General features: G+C 70.7%; 16 protein-coding genes. 9 read left to right on the forward strand and 7 right to left on the reverse strand.

Annotation, left to right across the window (positions count from 1 at the left end; translation table 11 throughout):
* The 4 genes from ACWDX9_RS08550 to ACWDX9_RS08565 all read left to right on the forward strand — a co-directional run bounded on the left by ACWDX9_RS08550 (window position 1) and on the right by ACWDX9_RS08565 (window position 4,952).
* Window positions 1–1,359, forward strand: coding sequence for an ABC transporter substrate-binding protein (locus tag ACWDX9_RS08550; protein WP_449950632.1), 1,359 nt, complete (start codon window positions 1–3; stop codon window positions 1,357–1,359).
* Window positions 1,356–2,270 (forward strand): carbohydrate ABC transporter permease, encoded by a 915-nt coding sequence (locus tag ACWDX9_RS08555; RefSeq protein ID WP_364266876.1) that lies wholly within the window; start codon window positions 1,356–1,358, stop codon window positions 2,268–2,270. The genes ACWDX9_RS08550 and ACWDX9_RS08555 overlap by 4 nt, the downstream gene beginning before the upstream one ends.
* Window positions 2,267–3,172 carry a carbohydrate ABC transporter permease gene (locus ACWDX9_RS08560; RefSeq protein ID WP_449950635.1) on the forward strand — a complete coding sequence of 302 codons (906 nt, stop codon included), beginning with the start codon at window positions 2,267–2,269 and terminating at the stop codon, window positions 3,170–3,172. Before ACWDX9_RS08555 ends, ACWDX9_RS08560 begins: the two co-directional genes overlap by 4 nt.
* 133 nt (window positions 3,173–3,305) lie before the next feature.
* Window positions 3,306–4,952 (forward strand): RecQ family ATP-dependent DNA helicase, encoded by a 1,647-nt coding sequence (locus tag ACWDX9_RS08565; protein ID WP_449950638.1) that lies wholly within the window; start codon window positions 3,306–3,308, stop codon window positions 4,950–4,952.
* A 316-nt stretch (window positions 4,953–5,268) separates the two neighbouring features.
* On the opposite strand, the gene ACWDX9_RS08570 is transcribed toward ACWDX9_RS08565, so the two are convergent.
* The 3 genes from ACWDX9_RS08570 to ACWDX9_RS08580 all read right to left on the reverse strand — a co-directional run bounded on the left by ACWDX9_RS08570 (window position 5,269) and on the right by ACWDX9_RS08580 (window position 9,219).
* Window positions 5,269–6,864: an SMP-30/gluconolactonase/LRE family protein gene (locus ACWDX9_RS08570; RefSeq protein WP_449950641.1), complete on the reverse strand. Its 1,596-nt coding sequence runs from the start codon at window positions 6,862–6,864 to the stop codon at window positions 5,269–5,271.
* Window positions 6,861–8,681 carry a flavin-containing monooxygenase gene (locus tag ACWDX9_RS08575; RefSeq protein WP_449950644.1) on the reverse strand — a complete coding sequence of 607 codons (1,821 nt, stop codon included), beginning with the start codon at window positions 8,679–8,681 and terminating at the stop codon, window positions 6,861–6,863. The genes ACWDX9_RS08570 and ACWDX9_RS08575 overlap by 4 nt, the downstream gene beginning before the upstream one ends.
* 250 nt (window positions 8,682–8,931) lie before the next feature.
* Entirely contained in the window at window positions 8,932–9,219 is a 288-nt protein-coding gene (locus ACWDX9_RS08580) for an SDR family oxidoreductase (protein ID WP_449950647.1), read from the reverse strand.
* A gap of 195 nt (window positions 9,220–9,414) precedes the next feature.
* On the opposite strand from ACWDX9_RS08580, the gene ACWDX9_RS08585 reads away from it, so the two are divergent.
* On the forward strand, window positions 9,415–9,690 hold the full coding sequence (locus tag ACWDX9_RS08585) for an AfsR/SARP family transcriptional regulator (RefSeq protein WP_449950650.1): 276 nt from the start codon (window positions 9,415–9,417) through the stop codon (window positions 9,688–9,690).
* On the forward strand, window positions 9,638–9,913 hold the full coding sequence (locus ACWDX9_RS08590) for a BTAD domain-containing putative transcriptional regulator (RefSeq protein ID WP_449950653.1): 276 nt from the start codon (window positions 9,638–9,640) through the stop codon (window positions 9,911–9,913). The genes ACWDX9_RS08585 and ACWDX9_RS08590 overlap by 53 nt, the downstream gene beginning before the upstream one ends.
* Before the next feature lie 30 nt (window positions 9,914–9,943).
* Here ACWDX9_RS08590 and ACWDX9_RS08595 read toward each other — a convergent pair whose 3' ends face one another.
* Window positions 9,944–11,170 (reverse strand): MFS transporter, encoded by a 1,227-nt coding sequence (locus ACWDX9_RS08595; RefSeq protein WP_449950658.1) that lies wholly within the window; start codon window positions 11,168–11,170, stop codon window positions 9,944–9,946.
* Window positions 11,171–11,488: 318 nt separating this feature from the next.
* On the reverse strand, window positions 11,489–12,097 hold the full coding sequence (locus tag ACWDX9_RS08600; RefSeq protein ID WP_449950661.1) for a TetR/AcrR family transcriptional regulator: 609 nt from the start codon (window positions 12,095–12,097) through the stop codon (window positions 11,489–11,491).
* 187 nt (window positions 12,098–12,284) lie between these two features.
* On the opposite strand from ACWDX9_RS08600, the gene ACWDX9_RS08605 reads away from it, so the two are divergent.
* Entirely contained in the window at window positions 12,285–12,845 is a 561-nt protein-coding gene (locus tag ACWDX9_RS08605; RefSeq protein ID WP_449950664.1) for a hypothetical protein, read from the forward strand.
* A 74-nt stretch (window positions 12,846–12,919) separates the two neighbouring features.
* Here ACWDX9_RS08605 and ACWDX9_RS08610 read toward each other — a convergent pair whose 3' ends face one another.
* Complete coding sequence (locus ACWDX9_RS08610) at window positions 12,920–13,576, reverse strand: M15 family metallopeptidase (protein ID WP_449950666.1); 657 nt, start codon at window positions 13,574–13,576, stop codon at window positions 12,920–12,922.
* Window positions 13,577–13,678: 102 nt separating this feature from the next.
* Window positions 13,679–16,687 (reverse strand): BTAD domain-containing putative transcriptional regulator, encoded by a 3,009-nt coding sequence (locus ACWDX9_RS08615; RefSeq protein WP_449950669.1) that lies wholly within the window; start codon window positions 16,685–16,687, stop codon window positions 13,679–13,681.
* Window positions 16,688–16,816: 129 nt separating this feature from the next.
* Between ACWDX9_RS08615 and ACWDX9_RS08620 the strand changes: the two genes are divergently transcribed.
* Together ACWDX9_RS08620 and ACWDX9_RS08625 are read left to right on the forward strand one after the other, a co-directional pair.
* Window positions 16,817–18,163, forward strand: a complete 1,347-nt coding sequence (locus ACWDX9_RS08620; protein WP_449950672.1) for a CHAP domain-containing protein — start codon at window positions 16,817–16,819, stop codon at window positions 18,161–18,163.
* Window positions 18,164–18,236: 73 nt separating this feature from the next.
* Window positions 18,237–18,985, forward strand: a 749-nt coding sequence (locus ACWDX9_RS08625) for a GH25 family lysozyme (RefSeq protein ID WP_449950675.1), incomplete at its 3' end; no start/stop codon positions are given.

The following is an 18,985-nucleotide window of genomic DNA, read 5'->3' on the forward strand; positions in this document are numbered from 1 at the left end:
ATGACCCGTCAGCACCACCCGGCCGAGGTCCTCGGCCGGTACGCCCTGTCCCGGCGCAGCTTCATCCGGACGGCGGCACAGGCCGGCGTCGCCATGGGTCTGGCGTCCGCGGTGAGCGCCTGCGGCGGCTCAGGCGGCGGCAGCGGCGGCACCGTCACGCTGCAGTTGTGGGACACCGACACCCGCCCGGAGCGCACGGCCAACCTCAAGAAGCTGATCTCGATGTTCGAGGCCAAGAACCCCGGCATCCGCATCAACTACCTGGGCCTGCCCACCGACCAGTACATGCAGAAGATCAACACCGCGATCGCCACGCGCTCCACACCCGACCTGCTCACCCCGAAGGCGTCCGACCTCGCGGCCCTGGTGGCCCAGAACGCGCTGGCCCCCCTGGACGAACGCCTGAAGAAGGCCGGCCTCGAACAGCACGTCTCCGAGCAGATGCTCAAGTCCTCCCGGGCCGCCGCCCCCGACGGCAAGCTCTACCTGACGCCCACCACCAGCCTCGCCGACGTGATCTACTATCGCGCCGACTGGTTCCAGGAGGCCGGGCTGAAGCCGCCGGCCACCTGGGCGGACTTCGACGCGGCCGCGAGCCGCCTCACCAACGCCTCCTCCGGCCGCTTCGGCTACACGCTGCGCGGCGGCAACGGCTTCTTCAGCCAGTTCGTGCAGATGGTCTATCCACGCGCGGGCGTGAGCACGTTCTTCCGCGAGGACGGGTCCTCCACACTGGACGACCCCGCGGTCATCGCCGCCTGCGAGAAGTACGTGGCCCTGTTCGGCAAGCAGACCGCGCGCAGCGACCTGACCGCCGACTTCAAGACCATGGTGGCCCAGTTCGGCAACGGCGGCGCGGCCATGTTGAGCCACAGCATCGGCTCCTACCCCAACCACGTCGCCGCCCTGGGAGCCGAGAAGGTCGGCGCCGTCGCGCCCTTCCCCGGGCCGGACGGCCAGGTGCTGACCGGCTGGATGACGACCGGGTTCGCGATGTTCCAGGAGAGCGAGCACCAGGAGGAGGCCTGGAAGTTCCTCGCCTACACGATGGAGCCCGAGGGCAACAGCTTCTGGGCCCAGAAGTCCGGATACCTCCCGGGCAACAAGACGGTCGCGAAAGAGAAGTGGGTGACCGAGAACGCCGCCATGAAGGCCGCGCTGGACGCCGCCGCGAAGCCCGGCGTCGTGACCCTGGAACAGCCCTACTACCTGCCGGAATTCACCTCCATCACCGTCACCGACCTGCTTCCGGAGTGGCAGAAGGTGCTGCAGGGCAGCCTGACGCCCCGTGACTTCCTCACCGCCGCGGCCACGTCCCTGACCACGGCCAAGCGCAAGTACGACAAGGAGCACGGATGAGCTCCACGACCGCCGAACCGGTGCACCGCCCGGCCGGGTCCCGGGCCGGGCACGCGTACCTGCTGATCGCGCCGGCCGTCGTGCTGGTGCTGGTCTTCCTGCTCTATCCCGTGCTCAGCGTCTTCTGGGAGAGCCTGCGCCACCACAACCTCACCCGGCCCCTCGACGACGGGTTCGCCGGCCTGGACAACTACCGGGCACTGCTGGCCGACGAGCGGTTCTGGCGGAGCCTGCGCTTCACCGCCCAGTGGGTGTTCGTGGAGGTGGGGCTGCAGTTCGTGCTCGGCCTGGCGCTGGCGCTGGTGCTGAACCGCACCTTCGTGGGCCGCGGGCTGGCCCGCGCCCTGGCCTTCAGCCCATGGGCGGTGTCGGGCATCCTCACCACGACGATCTGGATCCTGCTCTACAACCCCACCACCGGGATCGGGCACTACCTGGCGTCCATGGGCATCGGCGAGTACGGGACCTCCCTGCTGTCGGATCCCGGCACGACCTTCTGGGCCCTGGTCATCGCCGAGCTGTGGAAGGGCATCCCGTTCTTCGCCATCCTCATCCTCGCCGACCTGCAGTCGGTGCCGCTGGAGCTGTACGAGGCCGCGAACGTCGACGGCGCCGGGCCGCTGCGCCGGTTCTCGGCGGTGACCTGGCCGCACATCCGCAGGGCCGTGATCATCGCCACGCTGCTGCGGGCGGTGTGGGAGTTCAACAACGTCGACCTGCTGTACACGATGACCGCCGGCGGCCCGGCGGGTTCGACGACCACGCTGCCGCTCTACGTGGCCCAGACCGCCATCCACGACCAGGACTTCGGCTACGGCTCCGCGCTCACCGTCACGGCGTTCCTGCTGCTGACCTTCGCGTCCCTGGTCTACCTGCGCATCAGCTCCGGCGATTCCAAGGAGGGCAAGTGAGCCTCGCCACCCGCGACGACGTCGGGCAGGCCCCGGCGACACCAGCGACCGAGGGGCACGCGACCGGCGCCCACGCGGCCCGCAAGCGGCGGCGCTCGGTCGGCGGCCGCCTGATGCTGTGGTTGCCGCTGACGTTGTTCCTGCTTTTCACGCTCGTCCCGTTGTACTGGATGGTGCTGTTCGCCTTCCGGCCGCCGGGTTCCACGGCCCTCGTGCCGTGGCCCATCACCCTGGAGAACTTCCGCAGGGTCTGGGAGGGCTCGGGCTTCGGCGTCTACTTCCGCAACAGCATCGTCGTCGCGGTCGCCAGCCTCCTCGTGTCGACGGTGATCGGCATGCTCGGCGGGTACGCGCTCGCCCGCCTCACCTTCCGCGGCAAGAACGTCTTCCTGGTCATCATGCTGTGCACGCAGTTCATCCCGGGCGCCATGATGCTCATCCCGCTCTTCCAGATCTTCAACGGGCTCTATCTGACGAACAGCCTGTGGAGCCTGATCATCGCCGACACCGTCTTCCACCTGCCGCTCTCCCTCGTCCTCATGGCGGGCTTCATCAGAAATGTGCCGGTCTCCCTGGAGGAGGCGGCTCAGGTGGACGGGTGCGGCCGGATCCAGGCGTTCTGCGCGGTGGTCCTGCCGCTGCTGAAGCCCGGGATCGTCGCCGTCGGGTCCTTCGCGTTCATCAGCGCGTGGAACAACTTCCTGTTCGCCATCATGTTCATCAGCTCGCAGGACCGGTTCACCGTGCCCGTCGGGCTGAGCTACCTGCTGGGGGAGTTCGGCACCGACTTCGGCGCGCTCGCCGCCGGGGGCCTGATCGCCGTCGCGCCCGTCGTCGTGCTCTTCGCGTACGTCCAGCGCTTCCTCATCCAGGGGTTGAGCGCCGGCGCGGTCAAGGGCTGACGCCGGTGTGCCGTTCGATGTGGGGCGTGCCCGGCCTGGCGGGCGAGTTGCCGTAAGCTGCGGCCCGATCGGTCGCAGGCATGCGGCCCGCCGGTGCGGGTAATGACCGCCACCGAGTGGAGGGTTGGGTTGCATGGGCTTGTGGACAAGGTTGAAGGGCCGGTTCGGGCGGCAGGGGCGGAAGCTGCGGGCCACGGCCTTGCGGCGCTTCGGCTGGAGAGAGCTGCGCCCGGGCCAGCAGGAGGCGATGGAGCACTTACTCAAGGGCCGCGACGTGCTGCTCGTCATGCCGACAGGCGGCGGCAAGTCAGCGGTCTACCAGGTGCCCACGCTGCTGCTCGACGGCCCCGCGATCGTCGTCTCGCCGCTCATCGCGCTCCAGCGCGACCAGGTGACCAACCTGCTCAAGGCCGACGCGGGCGGCGCCGTGGCGGTGAACTCGACCTCCTCCGTATCGGCCGGGCTGGAGAAGGTGACGGCCGGGGACGCGGCGTTCGTGTTCCTGTCCCCGGAGCAGCTCGCCAAGGCCGACGTCGTCGAACGCCTCGCACAGGCCGGGCCCTCGCTGATCGTCATCGACGAGGCCCATTGCGTCTCGTCCTGGGGCCACGACTTCCGGCCCGACTACCTGCGGCTCGGGAAGGTCATCGAGCGCCTGGGGCATCCGCCGGTGGTGGCGATGACCGCCACCGCCGCCCCGAACGTCCGTGTGGAGATCATCCGCTCGCTGGGGCTGGCCGACCCGGTGGAGATCATCAGGGGGTTCGACCGCCCGAACATCTCGCTGGAGGTCCGCCGCTTCGTCTCCGCCCAGGACAAGAAGCGGGCGCTGGTCGAGCATGCCGCCTCCCTCGACGGTCTCGGCCTGGTGTACGTCGCCACCCGCAAGGAGACCGAGCAGTACGCGGACGCGCTGACCCGCAAGGGACGCCGGGCCGAGCCGTACCACGGCGGCATGCGGGCCACCGAACGCACCCGCGTGCACGAGCTGTTCACCAGGGGCGAGGTGGACACCGTCGTGGCGACGTCGGCGTTCGGCATGGGCATCGACCGGCCCGACGTGCGCTACGTGCTGCACGCCGAGCCGCCGGAGTCGCCGGAGGCGTACTACCAGGAGATCGGCAGGGCGGGACGGGACGGCGCTCCGGCCTCGGCGGTGCTGTTCTACCGGCAGGAGGATCTGGGCCTGCGCCGGTTCTTCACCGGCGGGCGGGCCGACGCCGAGGCACTGCTGCGCGTGGCGACCCTGGTTCGCGAGCACGCCGGAACGGTGCCCGCGGGCGAACTGGCCGCGCTGCTCAAGGTGAGCACGTCCAACCTCGCCAGGCTCGTCAACCTGCTGGAACACGCGGGCGCGCTGACCGTGACCCACACCGGCGACCTGCGGTACGCCTCCCGCACGCTGACGCCGGAGCAGGCCGCCGCGCGGGCGTCGGAGCTGGACGAGGCGCGACGACGGGTGGACGACTCGCGGATCGACATGATGCGCGGCTACGCGGAGACCAGGGGCTGCCGCCGCCGATTCCTGCTCCACTACTTCGGCGAGCCGTACGCCGGGACCTGCGGCACCTGCGACACCTGCGAGAACGGCCCGGCACCCGAACCGGCGCCCGCCTCGGACGGCGGGGAGCTACCCGTGCAGGCGAGGGTGACGCACACGATGTGGGGGGCGGGGACGGTCATGAGCCGCGAACATGACCGGATCACCGTGCTGTTCGACTCGGTCGGCTACAAGACGCTGACGCTGGCCGCGGTGGGCGACGTCCTCCACCGCGCGTAGGTCCCGTACCGTCCCGTGGATCCGCTCGGCCATGGCGCGGGGTCCCGCCGGCGCCGATCGTCCCCGCCTTCATCCTCGGCCCGATCTTCGAGACCAACTTCCGCGGGTCGCTGGTGCTCTCCGACGGCGGCTTCGGCATCTTCGCCTCCTCGCCGACGGCCGTCGTCCTGCTCGCGCCGGCCGCCCGGCGGTCCTCGACGCGCTGGGTTCGGACATCGTCAGCGGGGAGCTGCCGGCTGGATCGGTTCTCACCCTGGAGAGCCTGCGGCAGCGCTCAGCGATGTCCGCAGCGCGCTGAAGCTGATCTGAGCCGCGTTCAGGCGTCGCGGCCACAGTGGTCACTCCGGCCAGGTGCGGCTTCTTCGGGGTGCAGGAGCAGGACGCTGCCGTCGCCGTTCGCCGCGATGACCAGGGAGCCGTCCGCCGTGGCCGCGATCCCGGCGAACGGCCGCGGCATTCCGGGCAGGCCGGGCGGGATGAACAGGCCGGGTTCCGGGCCGGTCAGGCCGGCCGCGGACGCGACCGGAAGCGAGTCGGCTTCGACCTCCACGTCGCCGGTGGCGAGGTCGACGGCGAGCAGGCGGCGGTGGGCGGTCTCGACGACGTACATGGTGCCGTCGTGGACGGTGATGCCCTGCGGGGTGCCGAGCCCGTCGGCCAGCAGTACGGGTACGCCGTGCTCGACGCGGTACACCGCGGCGAGCCGCTCGTCGCTGACGTAGCAGCGCTGGCCGGCGTCCACGGCCACGTCGACGGGGCGGCCGAGGCCCTCGGCCAGCACGCTGACCTGGTCGTCGTGGTCGATGGCGACGATGCGGCCGGCGCCGGATTCGGCGACCAGCAGGGTGCCGTCGGCGCGCACGGCGATGCCCAGCGGCCGGTTCAGGCCGTCGGCCCGGGTGCGTACCGTGCCGGAGCGGCGGTCGTAGGTGCGTACGTGCCCGTACTGGGAGGTGGTGTGGAGCAGGTCGCCGTCGGCGGCGATGCCGTGCACGAAGGTCAGCTGCTCGGTGGTGGTGACGTCTTCGTCCGGCCGGTCGGCGGGCTGGGTGAGGCGGTAGTGGTCGGCCACGTGGACGCCGCCGCCGAGATCGATGGTCACCCCGAAGGGACCGCCGAGGCCGCGGGGCACGATCTGGCGGGTACGTCCGTCGGCCGCGAGCTCGGCGACGCCGCCATGCGCGTAGCTGGAGACGAACATCCGGTTGTCGGCGTCGAAGGCGGCGTTGTCCAGGGCGTTGAGCTCGCTGACGATTTCCGACCGGTCGCCGGTGCCGGCCAGGTCGACGCGCGTGACGATCCCGCTCGCCCCGCGGGCGAGGACCAGCAGGGTGCCGGCGCGGTCGAAGCGCACGGCGACCGGATCCCGGACGTCCGCGGCCACCAGCTCCGGCTCGCCGCCGTCGAGCGGGATGCGATATACCTCGCCGGTGAGCATGTGCGGGTAGTAGAGCTGCCCGTCCGGGCCGAGCTGCATCGCGTTGCCCATGGCGAGGCCCGCCGTGAGCACCGTGGGTTCCTCGCCGGCCGGGGACAGCTCCAGCAGGCGTCCACCCGGGATCATCTCGTTGGCGAACACCCGGGTGCCGACGCAGGCGATGCCGTTGGGCGCGGTGAGCTCGCCGGTGACGAGCGTGAAGTCCCCGGCCGGGCCCCGTCGCCACACCCGGCCCGGGACCAGGTCGGTCACGTACATCGCGCCGTCGCTGTCGAAGGCGAGGTCGTCGGGGGAGTGCAGCGGCCCGTCCGGTGGCACGACCACCTCGACGTCGCCGGTGGCCAGGTCGACGGCGCTGATCTGACCGGCGAGGAACTGGGCCACGTACAGGCGCCCGTCGGGTCCGAAGGCCATGCCGTTCGACCCCCACAGCGGACTCGCCCGGACCAGCGGCTCGGCCGTGCGGCGGCTCATCGGTCGCCCGCCAGGATCTCGTCCATGCCGCCCTCGGCACGCCACCGGCGCAGCAGGTCGTGGAAGGCGACCGGACCGGGCCCGTACGTCTGGCTGACCCGGCGGGGCTTGCCCTCGTTGTTGTAGTAGCCGGGCGTGCACTCGGCCTGGAACCGGCTGTGGTCCGGCGCCAGCTCCCGGATGGTGGCGACCCACGCGTCCTCGGCGTCCTTGGTCGGCTCGACCACACCGAGGCCACGCCGGCGGGCCTCGGCGACCACGGCGCCGATGTGGGTGGCCTGCTCGTGCAGGATGTGCACGAAGTTGACCGCGGAGGCGTTCTGCAGCGGGCCCAGGTGGAACAGGTTCGGGAAGCCGTGGCCGTAGAAGCCGTGCAGCGTGCGGGGGCCCTGCCGCCAGGTGCCGAGCAGGGGCGCGCCGCCGCGGCCGTACACCGGCAGGGCGCCGGAGAGGATGCCGGAGACGCCGACCTCGAAGCCGGTGGCGAAGATGACGCAGTCGACCTCGTACTCGTGCTCGCCGACCACGACCGCCGACTCCGTCATCGCGGTGATGCCGCCGTGGTCGGCGGTGTCCACCAGGGTGACGTTGGGCCGGTTGAACGTCTGCAGGTAGTGGTCGCTGAAGGTGGGCCGCTTGCACATGTAGCGGTACCAGGGCTTGAGCAGCTCCGCGGTGGCCGGGTCGTCGACGATCTCGTCGACGCGGGCGCGGATCTGGTTCATCTTCTGGAAGTCGGCGATCTCGTCGAGGTACTCGCGCTGCTCGGGTGACAGGTCGGTGTCGACGGTGCCGGCCATCAGGTGGCGTTGCAGCCGTGCGGTGCTGGTCCAGCCGTCGTTGATCAGGTCCTGGTCGGCGGGCCCGCCGGTGACGACGGTGAGGAAGTTCGCCATCCGTTCCCGCTGCCAGCCGGGCTTGAGCGAGGCCGCCCAGGCCGGGTCGGTGGGGCGGTTGTCGCGTACGTCGACCGACGAGGGGGTGCGCTGGAAGACGTACAGGTGCTGCGAGTCGCGCCCCAGGTGCGGGATGACCTGGATCCCGGTGGCGCCGGTGCCCACGACCGCGACCCGCTTGCCGGCGAGCCGGTGCAGGCCGCCGCTCTGGTCGCCGCCGGTGTAGCCGTAGTCCCAGCGGCTGGTGTGGAAGGTGTGCCCGCGGAACGTCTCGATGCCGGGGATGCCGGGCAGCTTCGGCTGGGTCAGGGTGCCGGAGGACATGACGACGTAGCGGGCACGGAAGTCGTCGCCGCGGTCGGTGCGCACCTGCCACTCGGCCGCGGCGTCGTCCCAGCGCAGCTCGGTGACGCGGGTGTGGAACAGCGTGTCGCGGTACAGGTCGTAGAGTTCGGCGATCGCGACGGCGTGCCGGCGGATCTCCTCGCCGGGTGCGTACCGCATGGTGGGCAGGTAGCCGACCTCTTCGAGCAGCGGCAGGTAGACCGATGATTCGATGTCGCAGTGGATGCCCGGGTAGCGGTTCCAGTACCAGGTGCCGCCGAAGTCGCCGGCCTCGTCGAGCATCCGGATGCCGTCCACGCCGGCCTCGCGGAGCCTGGCGCCGGTGAGCAGCCCGCCGAAGCCGCCACCCACCACCAGCGCCTCGACCCTGTCGCGGACCGGCTCCCGCTCGGCGCGTTCGGTGTACGGGTCGGCGGCGTAGTAGCCGAACTCGCCACGGGCGCCCTGGTACTGGGCGTTGCCGTCGGGCCGCAACCGGCGGTCGCGTTCGTGGCGGTACCTGGCGCGTAGCACGTCCGGGTCGAAGCCCAGGTCCGCGACTGTGAGGCGGGCAGGCGGCGTCGGAGAGTGTTCCATGGATGCCTTTCCGATTCGGGAGATCAGGTGGGGAGCTCAGTTCGGCGGCGTGCTCAAAGGTGTTCTCGTGGTGATTGGCGGCAGGCAGGCTGCGCTCTTGGCCGGGGGTGGTCTCGCCGATCGCGACGTTCTCGCTGATGTTGGCGAGTCGCATGCGATCATTTTGGCGTGTGCGCCACCGGGCAGCCCTCGCGCAGTTCGGCCCATTCCACCCGCGGCTCCAGTTCCGGTGCCTGCTGGAAGGTCTCGATCAGCTCGTGCTTCTTTCTCGGCCTCGCGTCAGGCCGCCGTCCACCGGCACGATCGCGCCGTTGATGAACGAGGCCGCGTCGGAGGCCGGAAAGAGGGCGGCGTCGGCCACCTGCCCGGGCTGGGCCAGGCGCTCGCCCAGGGCGAGCACAGTGGTGATGTCGGCAGCGGTGCGATGGGCGCTCTCCTCGTTGACATCACAGAGCACGACGCGAGCGCCGGACTTGGCGAAGGCGACCGCATCGCCCGCGCCGGTGACCAGGCAGATCTTGCTGTCGAAAGCGCTCAACGTCCTCTCCTGTCGGGAGCCAGTATCGCAACCGGACAATGCTGTCCGGTAACAATGTAGCCCGTCTGACTGATCATTGTCGAATGCGGGGCATGCTGATGTTGAGCATGCGGACGCTGTTGTCCGGTTGGGTGTGAGAGCGGACCGCGGCTGGCGCATCGCGCACCGCCGGTACGTCTCGGCCGGGCCGCGAGCATGTGGTGCCGGCTGCTGGCTGTCCTGTTGTCCGAGGCGAACCGGCCGGTGCCGGTGGACTCTCTCATCGACGCGCTGTGGAACGGCAAACCGCCGCGTAGCGCCCGTAAGGGTTTACAGGTCTATGTCCACCGCCTCCGGCACACCCTCGGATCGGCCGACCGCATCGGCTACGGCAGGAACGGCTATTCGATCCGGGGTCGAGACGTCGGAACTGGACGCGATGAGGTTCACGGACCTCGTGGAGCGGGCACGTGCCGCCCAGCGCAGGGGTGACCTGGCCGGCGCGAGCGGCCTGTACCGGACAGGGCTGGATCTGTGGCGGGGACCGGCCTACGCCGACCTCCCCTCAGCGGTGACGGAGGCGCACCGGCTTGAGGAGCTGCGCCTCCAGGCGCGGGAGGACCGCTTCGACGTCGAGCTGATGCTCGGCAGGCAAGATGGCATGACTCGGCCCGGGCGGGACCGGTCGGGCCTGCTGAGCGGTCCATGCGCCTGATCGCCGCGCCGGCCCAGGACCGGCGGGTGCTCACCCAAGCACGGCGGCCTGTTCGCGCTCGCTCCGTGCTCGTCGTGCGCTGATGGTCATCACCCCGAGGCCGGCCACGACGATGGCGGCGCCGGCGTACAGGGGAGCGGTGTAGCCGAGGCCGGCGCTGATGGCCAGGCCGCCGAGCCAGGCGCCGAGCGCGTTGCCGACGTTGGAGGCCGAGACGTTGGCGCTGGCGGCGAGCGGGACGCCGTTCGCGTAGTCGGTGACGCGGGTGATCATGCCGGGGACGGCGGCGAACCCGAACAGGCCCAGCAGGAAGACCAGGACCACCGACGCGACGGGGCTGCCGGCCAGCAGGCCGAACGCGATGAGCGTGGCGGCGAGGCCGGCCAGGGAGGCGATCAGCGTGCGGTCCCGGTCGCGGTCCGCGGCCCGGCCGCCGGCCAGGTTCCCGATCACCAGGCCGCTGCCGTACACGACGAGCAGCCAGGCCACGTCGGCGCTGGAGAAGCCGGTGACCTGGGTGAAGGTGTAGGCGATGTAGCTGAACGCGCCGAACATCCCGCCGTAACCGAGCGCGGTGGCCGCCAGCGTCAGCCAGACCTGCGCGGAGCGGAACGCGCGGAGCTGGACGCGCAGCCCGTTCAGGCCGGAAGCCGCCGAGGGATGCGTACGGTCCACCGCGCCGGCCCAGCCCGGCACCAGCGCCGCGATGGCGAGCAGGGCGATCACGCCGATCACGGTGATCGCCCAGAACGTGGCCCGCCAGCCCCAGCGTTCGCCGACCAGCGCGCCGAACGGCACGCCCAGGACGTTGGCGAGGGTCAGCCCGGCGAACATCACCGCCACCGCCCTCGACGCCCGCTCCGGCGGCACCATGCGCCGGGCGACGAGCGAGCCGATGCCGAAGAACGAACCGTGACACAGGGCGGCGACGACGCGGCCGAGCAGCATCACCGGATAGTCATACGCGACGGCGGAGAGGAGGTTGCCGGCGACGAACAGCGCCACCAACGCGATGAGGACGGACTTGCGGGACAGCGTGCTGGTGGCGGCGGTCACCACGATCGCGCCGACCGCGACGCTCAGCGCGTATCCGGAGATCAGCCACCCCGCCGCGGCCTCGGACACGGCCAGGCTCAGGCTCACCTGGGGGAGCAGGCCCGCGATCACGAACTCGGTCAGGCCGATCCCGAAGCTGCCGAGGGTCAGCGCGATGAGCCCGGCGGGCATCCGCCGGCCGCCGTTCGCCGGAATCGTCACAAGAGCATCATCCTCGTTGCGATCTTACTCACCCGCCACGTAGCCAGGCGACCGGCCGGTGGCGCCCGATCTCGGGGGCCGGTCGATCCGGAGCTGCCGCACCCGCAGACCCGCGACCTCGAGATCGGGCGCCGCCGGCGGCTCCGCCTGGAGCTAGGAGGGACCACGTCCGGCACGCGGCCATGCTCGACCCGAACACCTCGGCGACGCTGCCGATGCCCGAGATCGCCGCGCTCTGCGACGAGCTGCTCGCGGCGCACGAGCACCTGCTCCCCGACTCCCTCCGCTGAGAGCGTTCGCCGGCGGAGGCCTGCGGATTCAGGCGCCCGCCGGTCCGCTGTAGTCGGTGACGGCATAAACCTGCAGAAGCCTCTCGACTCCGCGCAGGAAGGTCTCGCAGATCAGCACCGGGTCGAACAGGCAGCCGGCGGCCATGGCGCCGTCGCGCATCATCACGAAGTGCCGGGCCGCGGGCTCGGCGCCGGTCTCCTGGATCCTGGCCAGCAGCTCCGTGACGGTTTCCAGGAACCATTGGCGGTGGGCGAGCACGGCCTTGCGCACCGGGGACTCGGGGTCGGGATACTCGGCGGCGGCGTTGAGGAAGGCGCATCCCCGGAAACCGGGGGACCGGATGCCTTGGGCGATGGACTCGCTGAGGGCCTGGATGGTGCCGGCGGCCGGTAGTCCGGCGGCGACGGCCTCGTCCGCCTGACCCCGCATGGCCCGGTCGACCTCGTTCAGGTAGGCGAGGACGAGGTCTTCCTTGCCGGGGAAGTGCCGGTAGAGGGTGGCCCGCGTCACCTGCGCTTCGGCGACGATGCGATCGATGCCGACGGCGTGGATGCCCTCCGCGTAGAAGAGCCGGGTGGCCGTGTTGAGCAGCCGGGACCGCGCTTCGGACGGTCGGCCTTCGGATTGGCTGGGCATACGGCCATTCTAGGGGATAGAACGTTCGGTCTTGACAGTCTGCGCCGCAGGTTGCCATGCTGTGCCGAGACAGAACGTTCGGTCTAGCTAGGCGCGAGCGAGGCGGCGGCCTGGCAGGCCCCCACCTGATCGAGAAGGCCGACCACGGGCCGCTCTCCCCATCGCTCATCCACCGAAAGGGATCATCATGAGCACCATCGCTGCTTCGCCCGGTTTTTCCGGGACCGCGTCCGCGCTGCGGCGGCTGTACTTCGTCCGGTTCGCGTTCGCCATCGTCTGGGCCCTCGCGATGTTCACGACCGCCTCGAACCTGGGTCCGCTCGCGGTCACCCTGCTCGTGCTCTACCCGCTGTTCGACGTGGCCGCCGCCGTCATCGACGCCCGCGCGTCGCGCGCCACCGGATCACCTGCCCTGTTGTACGTGAACATCGCGGTCAGCCTGATCACCGCCATCGGCGTGGCCGTCGCCTGCGCGTCCGGTATCCCGGCTGTGCTGCGCGTGTGGGGCGCCTGGGCGGTCGTGGCCGGGCTGGTCCAGCTGATCGTGGGCGTCACCCGCCGCAAGATGGGCGGCCAGTGGCCGATGATCATCAGCGGCGGCATCTCCGTACTCGCCGGTGCGTCTTTCATCCTCGGCGCCTCCGCGGCCAACCCGACGCTGACCAACGCGGCCGGCTACGCGATCCCCGGCGGCATCTTCTTCCTCATCTCGGCCTTCCGTCTCGGCCGCGCCGCGAAGGGAAACTGACCTGGACGGCAACACGTACGATGTCGTCGTCATCGGGGCCGGCCCGCGACGGTGTGCCGGCCGGGCCGTCCACCTCAGGACGGCAGCTCCCACGGGCCGTACAGCGCGTGGTGAGCGCTCGTGGTGAAGGCCCAATAGCGCTCGCCGTAGGACCAATGCCACCACTCGGTCGGGTAGTTGACGAAGCCGATGGAGGTCATGGCGGCGCCCAGGATGTGCCGGTTCACCGTGGCCTCCGCGGAGATGGCGGTCGAGGCGGTGTAGCAGGCCTCGCCGTCCTCCGGCGGGGTGGCGTTGACCGGCGTGCCCATCGGCAGTTCGTCGCCGGTGGAGGTGCACAGGGTGAGGTCGACCGCGCCGCCGGTGACGTGGGGGGCCACGTCGGGCGGGGAGACGTATCGACTGGCCTCGACGCGAACGCGGCTCTCGTCCCAGCCGGGGTGCGCGGCGCGGTGACGGGAGACCGATGAGTCGAAGTACTGCTGCTGCAGTCCCACCCGACGGTACCCCTCGGTGATCAGCAGGCGCAGCTCGCGGGGCAGCCGAGTCTGCGCGGCCACCAGCCGGTCGGCCACGCTCAGCCGTACGTGCGCGTAGGCCCCCTCGCCGTCGGCCAGCCTCGGATCGACGCGGATGGCCTCCACGGTGCGCAGGTCCACGAGCGGTTCCCCGCACTCCTTGACGGAAACCGCGGCGATCCGCGGGTCGGACAGGAGCACGATCTTCGGCATGGAAGCCCTCCGTTGTGAACCATGGACACGCCACATGAGGTGTGTCGTCGCCATGGTTCACGAGCGGGATCCAAGACCGCTGTAATCCTCCTGAAACGGTTCTTACTGCGACATCTCCTCGTACTCGCGGGCGCCGTGCAGCCGGAACACCTCCAGCGCCTCGGCCCGGGTCGTACGGGCGGTGGCGTCATCGCCGAGGGCCTCGTGGACCAGCGCCAGGTCCCGCAGGGTACGGGCCCGGAACAGGCCCAGGCGCAGCGCCTCCCACAGCCGGACGGACTCCTCCAGATCAGCCTTGGCCTGGTAGAGGCGGCCCTCGGCCAGGTTGAGCTCGCCGAGGGTACGCAGGGTGCAGGCCTCGCCCCAGCGGTCGTGCAGGGTCCGGGTGACGCCGAGCGCCTCCTCCAGCAGCCGCCTGGCCTGCTCGTGCCCGCCGCGCCGGAGCCTGACCTTGGCCAGCGAACGGGAGCAGTAGGCCACCATGAGCCGGTCGCCGAGCTGCCGGAAGATCTCCAGCGCCTGCTCGCACACCTTCTCGGCCAGGTCGTACTCGCTTCTGGCGCGGTGGTGCAGCGACATGTTGCGCAGGGTCAGCCCGGCGCCGCGCCGGCTGCCGACCTCCTGGTAGCGGGTCAGCGCCGTGGTGAAGTCGGTCCAGGCGGCGGCGTAGTCGCCGCGTTCGAGGCGTACCGTGCCGGTCAGCCGTTTGACGTGGGCGATGGCGGCGGTGTCGGCCAGGCGCTCCCAGAGCGGTTCGGCCTCGCCGAGGAAGTGCAGCGCCTCGGCCAGGTAGCCCTGTTCGCGGCACGCCGCGCCGAGGGCGGCCAGGGTGGAGGCCTCTCCCCGTACGTCCGCGGCCTCGCGGAACAGCGAAAGCGCCTGGCTGAGGTACTGGCGGGACTCGGCGTAGAAGTCCCGCTCGTAGTAGAGCTGTCCCAGGCCCGCCAGCAGGCTCGCCTCGCCGAGCACGTTGCCGGTGCGGCGCGCCGCGGCCAGCGCCGCCTCGTGGGTGCGGTGCCAGGAGGTGAACGGGTCGTCGACGACGTACTGGCTGCTTCCGAGAGCCACCAGGGACAGCGCGGAGGCGAGGTCGACGGCCAGCTGGTCGAGGTCCATCGAGGCGGCCAGCTCGACGGCGGCGATCAGCGACTCCTCCTCGCTCCGGAACCAGCCCCGCGGGTCGGCCAGCGCCGGGCGGGCCGCCTCATCCCCCACCGGGTGCGGCAGCCCGAGGGTGACGCGCAGGGGAACGGCCCCGGTCGGGACGACCTTGCTGACCTGCTCGACCAGCCACAGCCAGCCACCCAGCACCCTTCTGGTCATCGCCGTCAGCTCCTCGGCCCCTTCCTCGGCCCGGGCGCGCTCGCCGGCGAACAGCCTGACCAGGTCGTGGAGCCGGTAACGGGCCTGACCGGTCTCGTCGGGGTCCACCTCGTCGACCAATGAGGTGTCCACGAGCTGCTCCAGCAGCTGGTCGGCCTCGCGCGGGCCGATGTCCACGGCGGTCGCGGCCACCCAGAGGGGGAAGCTCGGCAGCCCGAGCAGGCCCAGCCGGCGCAGCGCCCGCTTCTCCTGGGCGGAGAGCATGTCGTAGCTGAGGGCGATGCTGGCGCGTACCTCCAGGTCACCGGCGGCCAGTTCGTCGAGCCGGTGCTGCTCGTCGGCGAGCCGGTCGGCCAGCCGCTGAGCCGACCAGCGGCGCCGCGAGGCCAGGCGCGCGCCCGCGACCCTCAGTGCGAGCGGCAGGCCACCGCACTGGCCGACGATGCGCGCCGCCGCCTGCGGGTCGCCGGTGATCCGCTCCTCGCCCGCGATGCGGATGAGCAGGTCGATGCCCGCTTCGGGCGGCAGCATGCCAAGCTCGACGAGCATGGCGCCGGACAGCCCGGCGAGCCGGTTCCTGGAGGTGACGATCACCGCGCAGCCCTCGCTGCCCGGCAGCAGCGGGCGTACCTGAGCCTCCGAGGCGGCGTCGTCCAGCACGATCAGCCGGCGCCGGTCGGCCAGCAGCGTCCGGTAGCGGCTGGCACGCTCCTCCAGCGTGAGCGGGAGCGGCGCGCCGGTGGGCTCAAGCTCGCGCAGCAGCCGCCCGAGCACCTCCTCGGCACCGGCCGGCGTGCCTGTGGTGCCGCGCAGCTCGACGTGGAGCTGCCCGTCGGGATAGTGGTGCGCGATCTCGTGTGCCGTACGCAGTGCCAGGGCGGACTTCCCGACGCCGCCCTGGCCGGAGATGACGCAGATCGGGGTGGCGCCGGAGCCGGTGAGATGGTCACGCAGCGCCACGATCTCCTTCTCGCGCCCGGTGAAGTCGGGCACGGGGGAGGGCAGCTGGCGCGGCATGCGGGGCGCGGCCTTGACCGGCCTGGCCAGCGCGGGGTCCGAACGCAGGATGGCCTCCTGCGCCTGGCGCAGCTCGGGCCCGGGCTCGACGCCCATCTCCTCGATCAGCACCCGGCGGCCCTTCTGGTAGACGGCCAGCGCGTCGGCCTGCCTGCCCACCCGGTACAGGGCCACCATGAGGTCGCGGCGCAGCCGCTCGCGCGTCGGGTGCAGCGCGACCAGCTCGGCCAGCTCGTCGATGAGCCGCTCGTCCTGCCCGGCCGCGAGGTCCGCGGCGATCCGCTCCTCGGTGACCGCCAGTCTCAGCTCTTCCAGCCGGACGGCTTCCGCGCGCAGGTACGCGCCGCCGATCCCGCCCAGGGCCTCGCCGCGCCAGAGCCGCAGAGCCGTACGGAAGGTTTCGCCCGCCTCCTCGTGCCGCCCCTGCTGGGAGGACTGCCTGCCCTGGGTGACGAGCCGCTGGAAGAGGTCCCGGTCCAGGACGTCCGGGGGGATCTCGGCCAGGTAGCCGAGCCGGTGGGAGACGATGACGTCGGGCAGCCCCGCGCCGGTGAAGGCTCTTCGCAGCGAGGCGACGTAGGTCTGCAGCACGCCGCGGGCGGTCGTCGGCGGATCGTGCTCCCAGATCGCCTCGATCAGCCTGTCGACCGTGACGACGCGGCCCGCCTCCAGCAGGAGAGCGGCCAGCAGCGACTGCGGCTTGGTGCCCCCGAGGAGCACCTGCCGTCCCCCGCTCCACACTTCCACCGGTCCCAGGAGCCGTAACTCCATGTGAATCTCCCAGGTTTCGTGCCCGCACCGATCATGCCAGTACGGACCGGTACAGCGCTATTGCAGTCCATTTGGAGAGACCCCGACCAGTCTCAGTTCTCGTCAAGCAACGCAAGCGAGAGGGACGTCATGAAGAACTCGATGGCCAAGCGCGCCACCACCTGCCTGCTGTCGGCGACGATCTCGGTGGTCGGGCTGCAGGCGGCCCTCACCGCCCCGGCCTCCGCGGCGAGCCGGGACACGATCGTCTCGGTCGCGCAGGCGGAAGCCGGCAAGGCGGCCCGCAACAAGGAGAACCCCATGGGCAGCGGGTGCAACTACTACACAGGGGTCTTCCGCACGTGGAAGTCGGCCTCCGGCTGCGGTGCGGGGGACGGCGTGCAGTTCCGCAACAGCGACTGGTGCGCCGACTTCTCCAAGTACGTCTGGAAGACCGCCGGGGTGCGCTACGCGGACGTGGCCGAGACCAGCGGGGGCATCCTGACCGGCTGGGCCTCCTCCTTCAAGGACTACGGGACCACGCACGGCACCTGGCACGCCCGCTCCAGCGGTTACACCCCTCAACCCGGGGACGCGCTGGTGTTCGACTGGGACCAGAGCGGGGACATCGACCACGTCGGCATCGTCACCTCGTCCAACGCGAGCACCGTCTACACGATCGAGGGCAACAGCGGCGACGCGATCAAGGCCCACAGCTACTCGCGATCGGACATCGACATCGTCGGCTACTCCTCACCGGTCGGCATCGACGGCGGTTCGCCGAACCTCGGCGTCCTGGAGTTCTACCTGTCCGACAGCCAGAGCTCGAACGTGGCCACCCGCCCGGTCATCGCGTACGGCAACAGCCCGATGATCCCCATTCGCGGTGACTGGGACGGCGATGGCAAGGACACGGTCAGCAGCTTCGACCCGACCACCGCGACCTTCTACCTGTCCAACACGCCCGAAACCGGAGCGGCCTCCTACACCTTCCGTTACGGCGACGCCGGCGCCGCCCCGCTGGTGGGCGATTGGGACGGTGATGGCAAGGACAACGTCGGGGTCCGTATGGGCAACACCTTCTACATGCGCACGAGTCCCGTCACCAGCGGCACCGAGACGACGACCTCCGTCGCCTACGGCGATGCCGACATGGTCCCTCTGGTCGGTGACTGGGATGGCGACGGCAAGGACACCGTCAGCGCCTACAGCGCCACCAATGCCACTTTCTACCTGTCCAACACCCCTCAGACCGGGGCGGCTTCTTACACCTTCCGTTACGGCGACGCCGGCGCCGCTCCGCTGGTCGGTGACTGGGATGGCGACGGCAAGGACAACGTCGGGGTCCGCATGAACGGCACCTTCTACATGCGTACCAGCCCTGTCACCAGCGGCACCGAGACCACGACCTCCATCGGCTACGGCGACGCCTCCGACCTGCCCCTCATCGGCGACTGGGACGGCAACCACATTGACTCCCAGGGCATCGTCCGCTGACCCAACCCCCCAAGACGGGGGCGGACAGGAATCCCGCCCCCGCTGGAACCGGAGAAATCTCATGATCAGATCCATGCGGGCCGTCCGTGTCATGGCCGGAGTGGCCGCGTTCGTATCGGTGATCGCCCTGGGGGTGCAGCCGGCGCAGGCCGCCGTCCCGGCGGGATACACGGTCGGCGGCACCGACGTCTCCAACCACGCCGGAACGATCGACTGGGCGCAGACGGCGGCCAAGGGCGTCAAGTTCGGCTGGGCGAAGGCCACTGAGGGCCTCGACTTCGTCGATGCGACGTACAACGCCAACTACCACAACGCCAAGGCCAACGGCGTCTACATCGGGGCCTACGCCTTCGGCCGCCCGGACAAGGGCGTGAACACCGGAAAGGCCCAGGCGGACTGGCTGATCTCCCATGCCCAGTACGTCAACGACGGCAAGACCCTCCCCCTGCAGCTCGACATCGAGTGGCCCTGGTGGACGACGTCCGCCCCGATGTATCCCTGCTACGGGTTGTCGACCACTCAGATGGTCACCTGGATTCGCGACTTCGTGAACGAGGTCAAGGCGCAGACCGGCCGGGAAGCGGCCATCTACACCAATCCCAACTGGTGGAACCAGTGCACGGGGAGCAACAAGTCGTTCTCGGCCAACCCTCTGGAGACCTCCAACTACAGCGGGTCCCCCGGGGCGTTGCCCGCGGGCTGGTCACGCTTCACCGCCTGGCAGTACGCCGGCTCCTCCAGCACCCTTCCGGGCTCGCCGACGGTGTTCAACGGCAGCCTGGCCGACCTTGCCGCCTTCGCCGGTTCGCCGAGTCTCGGCGA

It is taken from the genome of Nonomuraea sp. NPDC003201 (assembly GCF_053590415.1).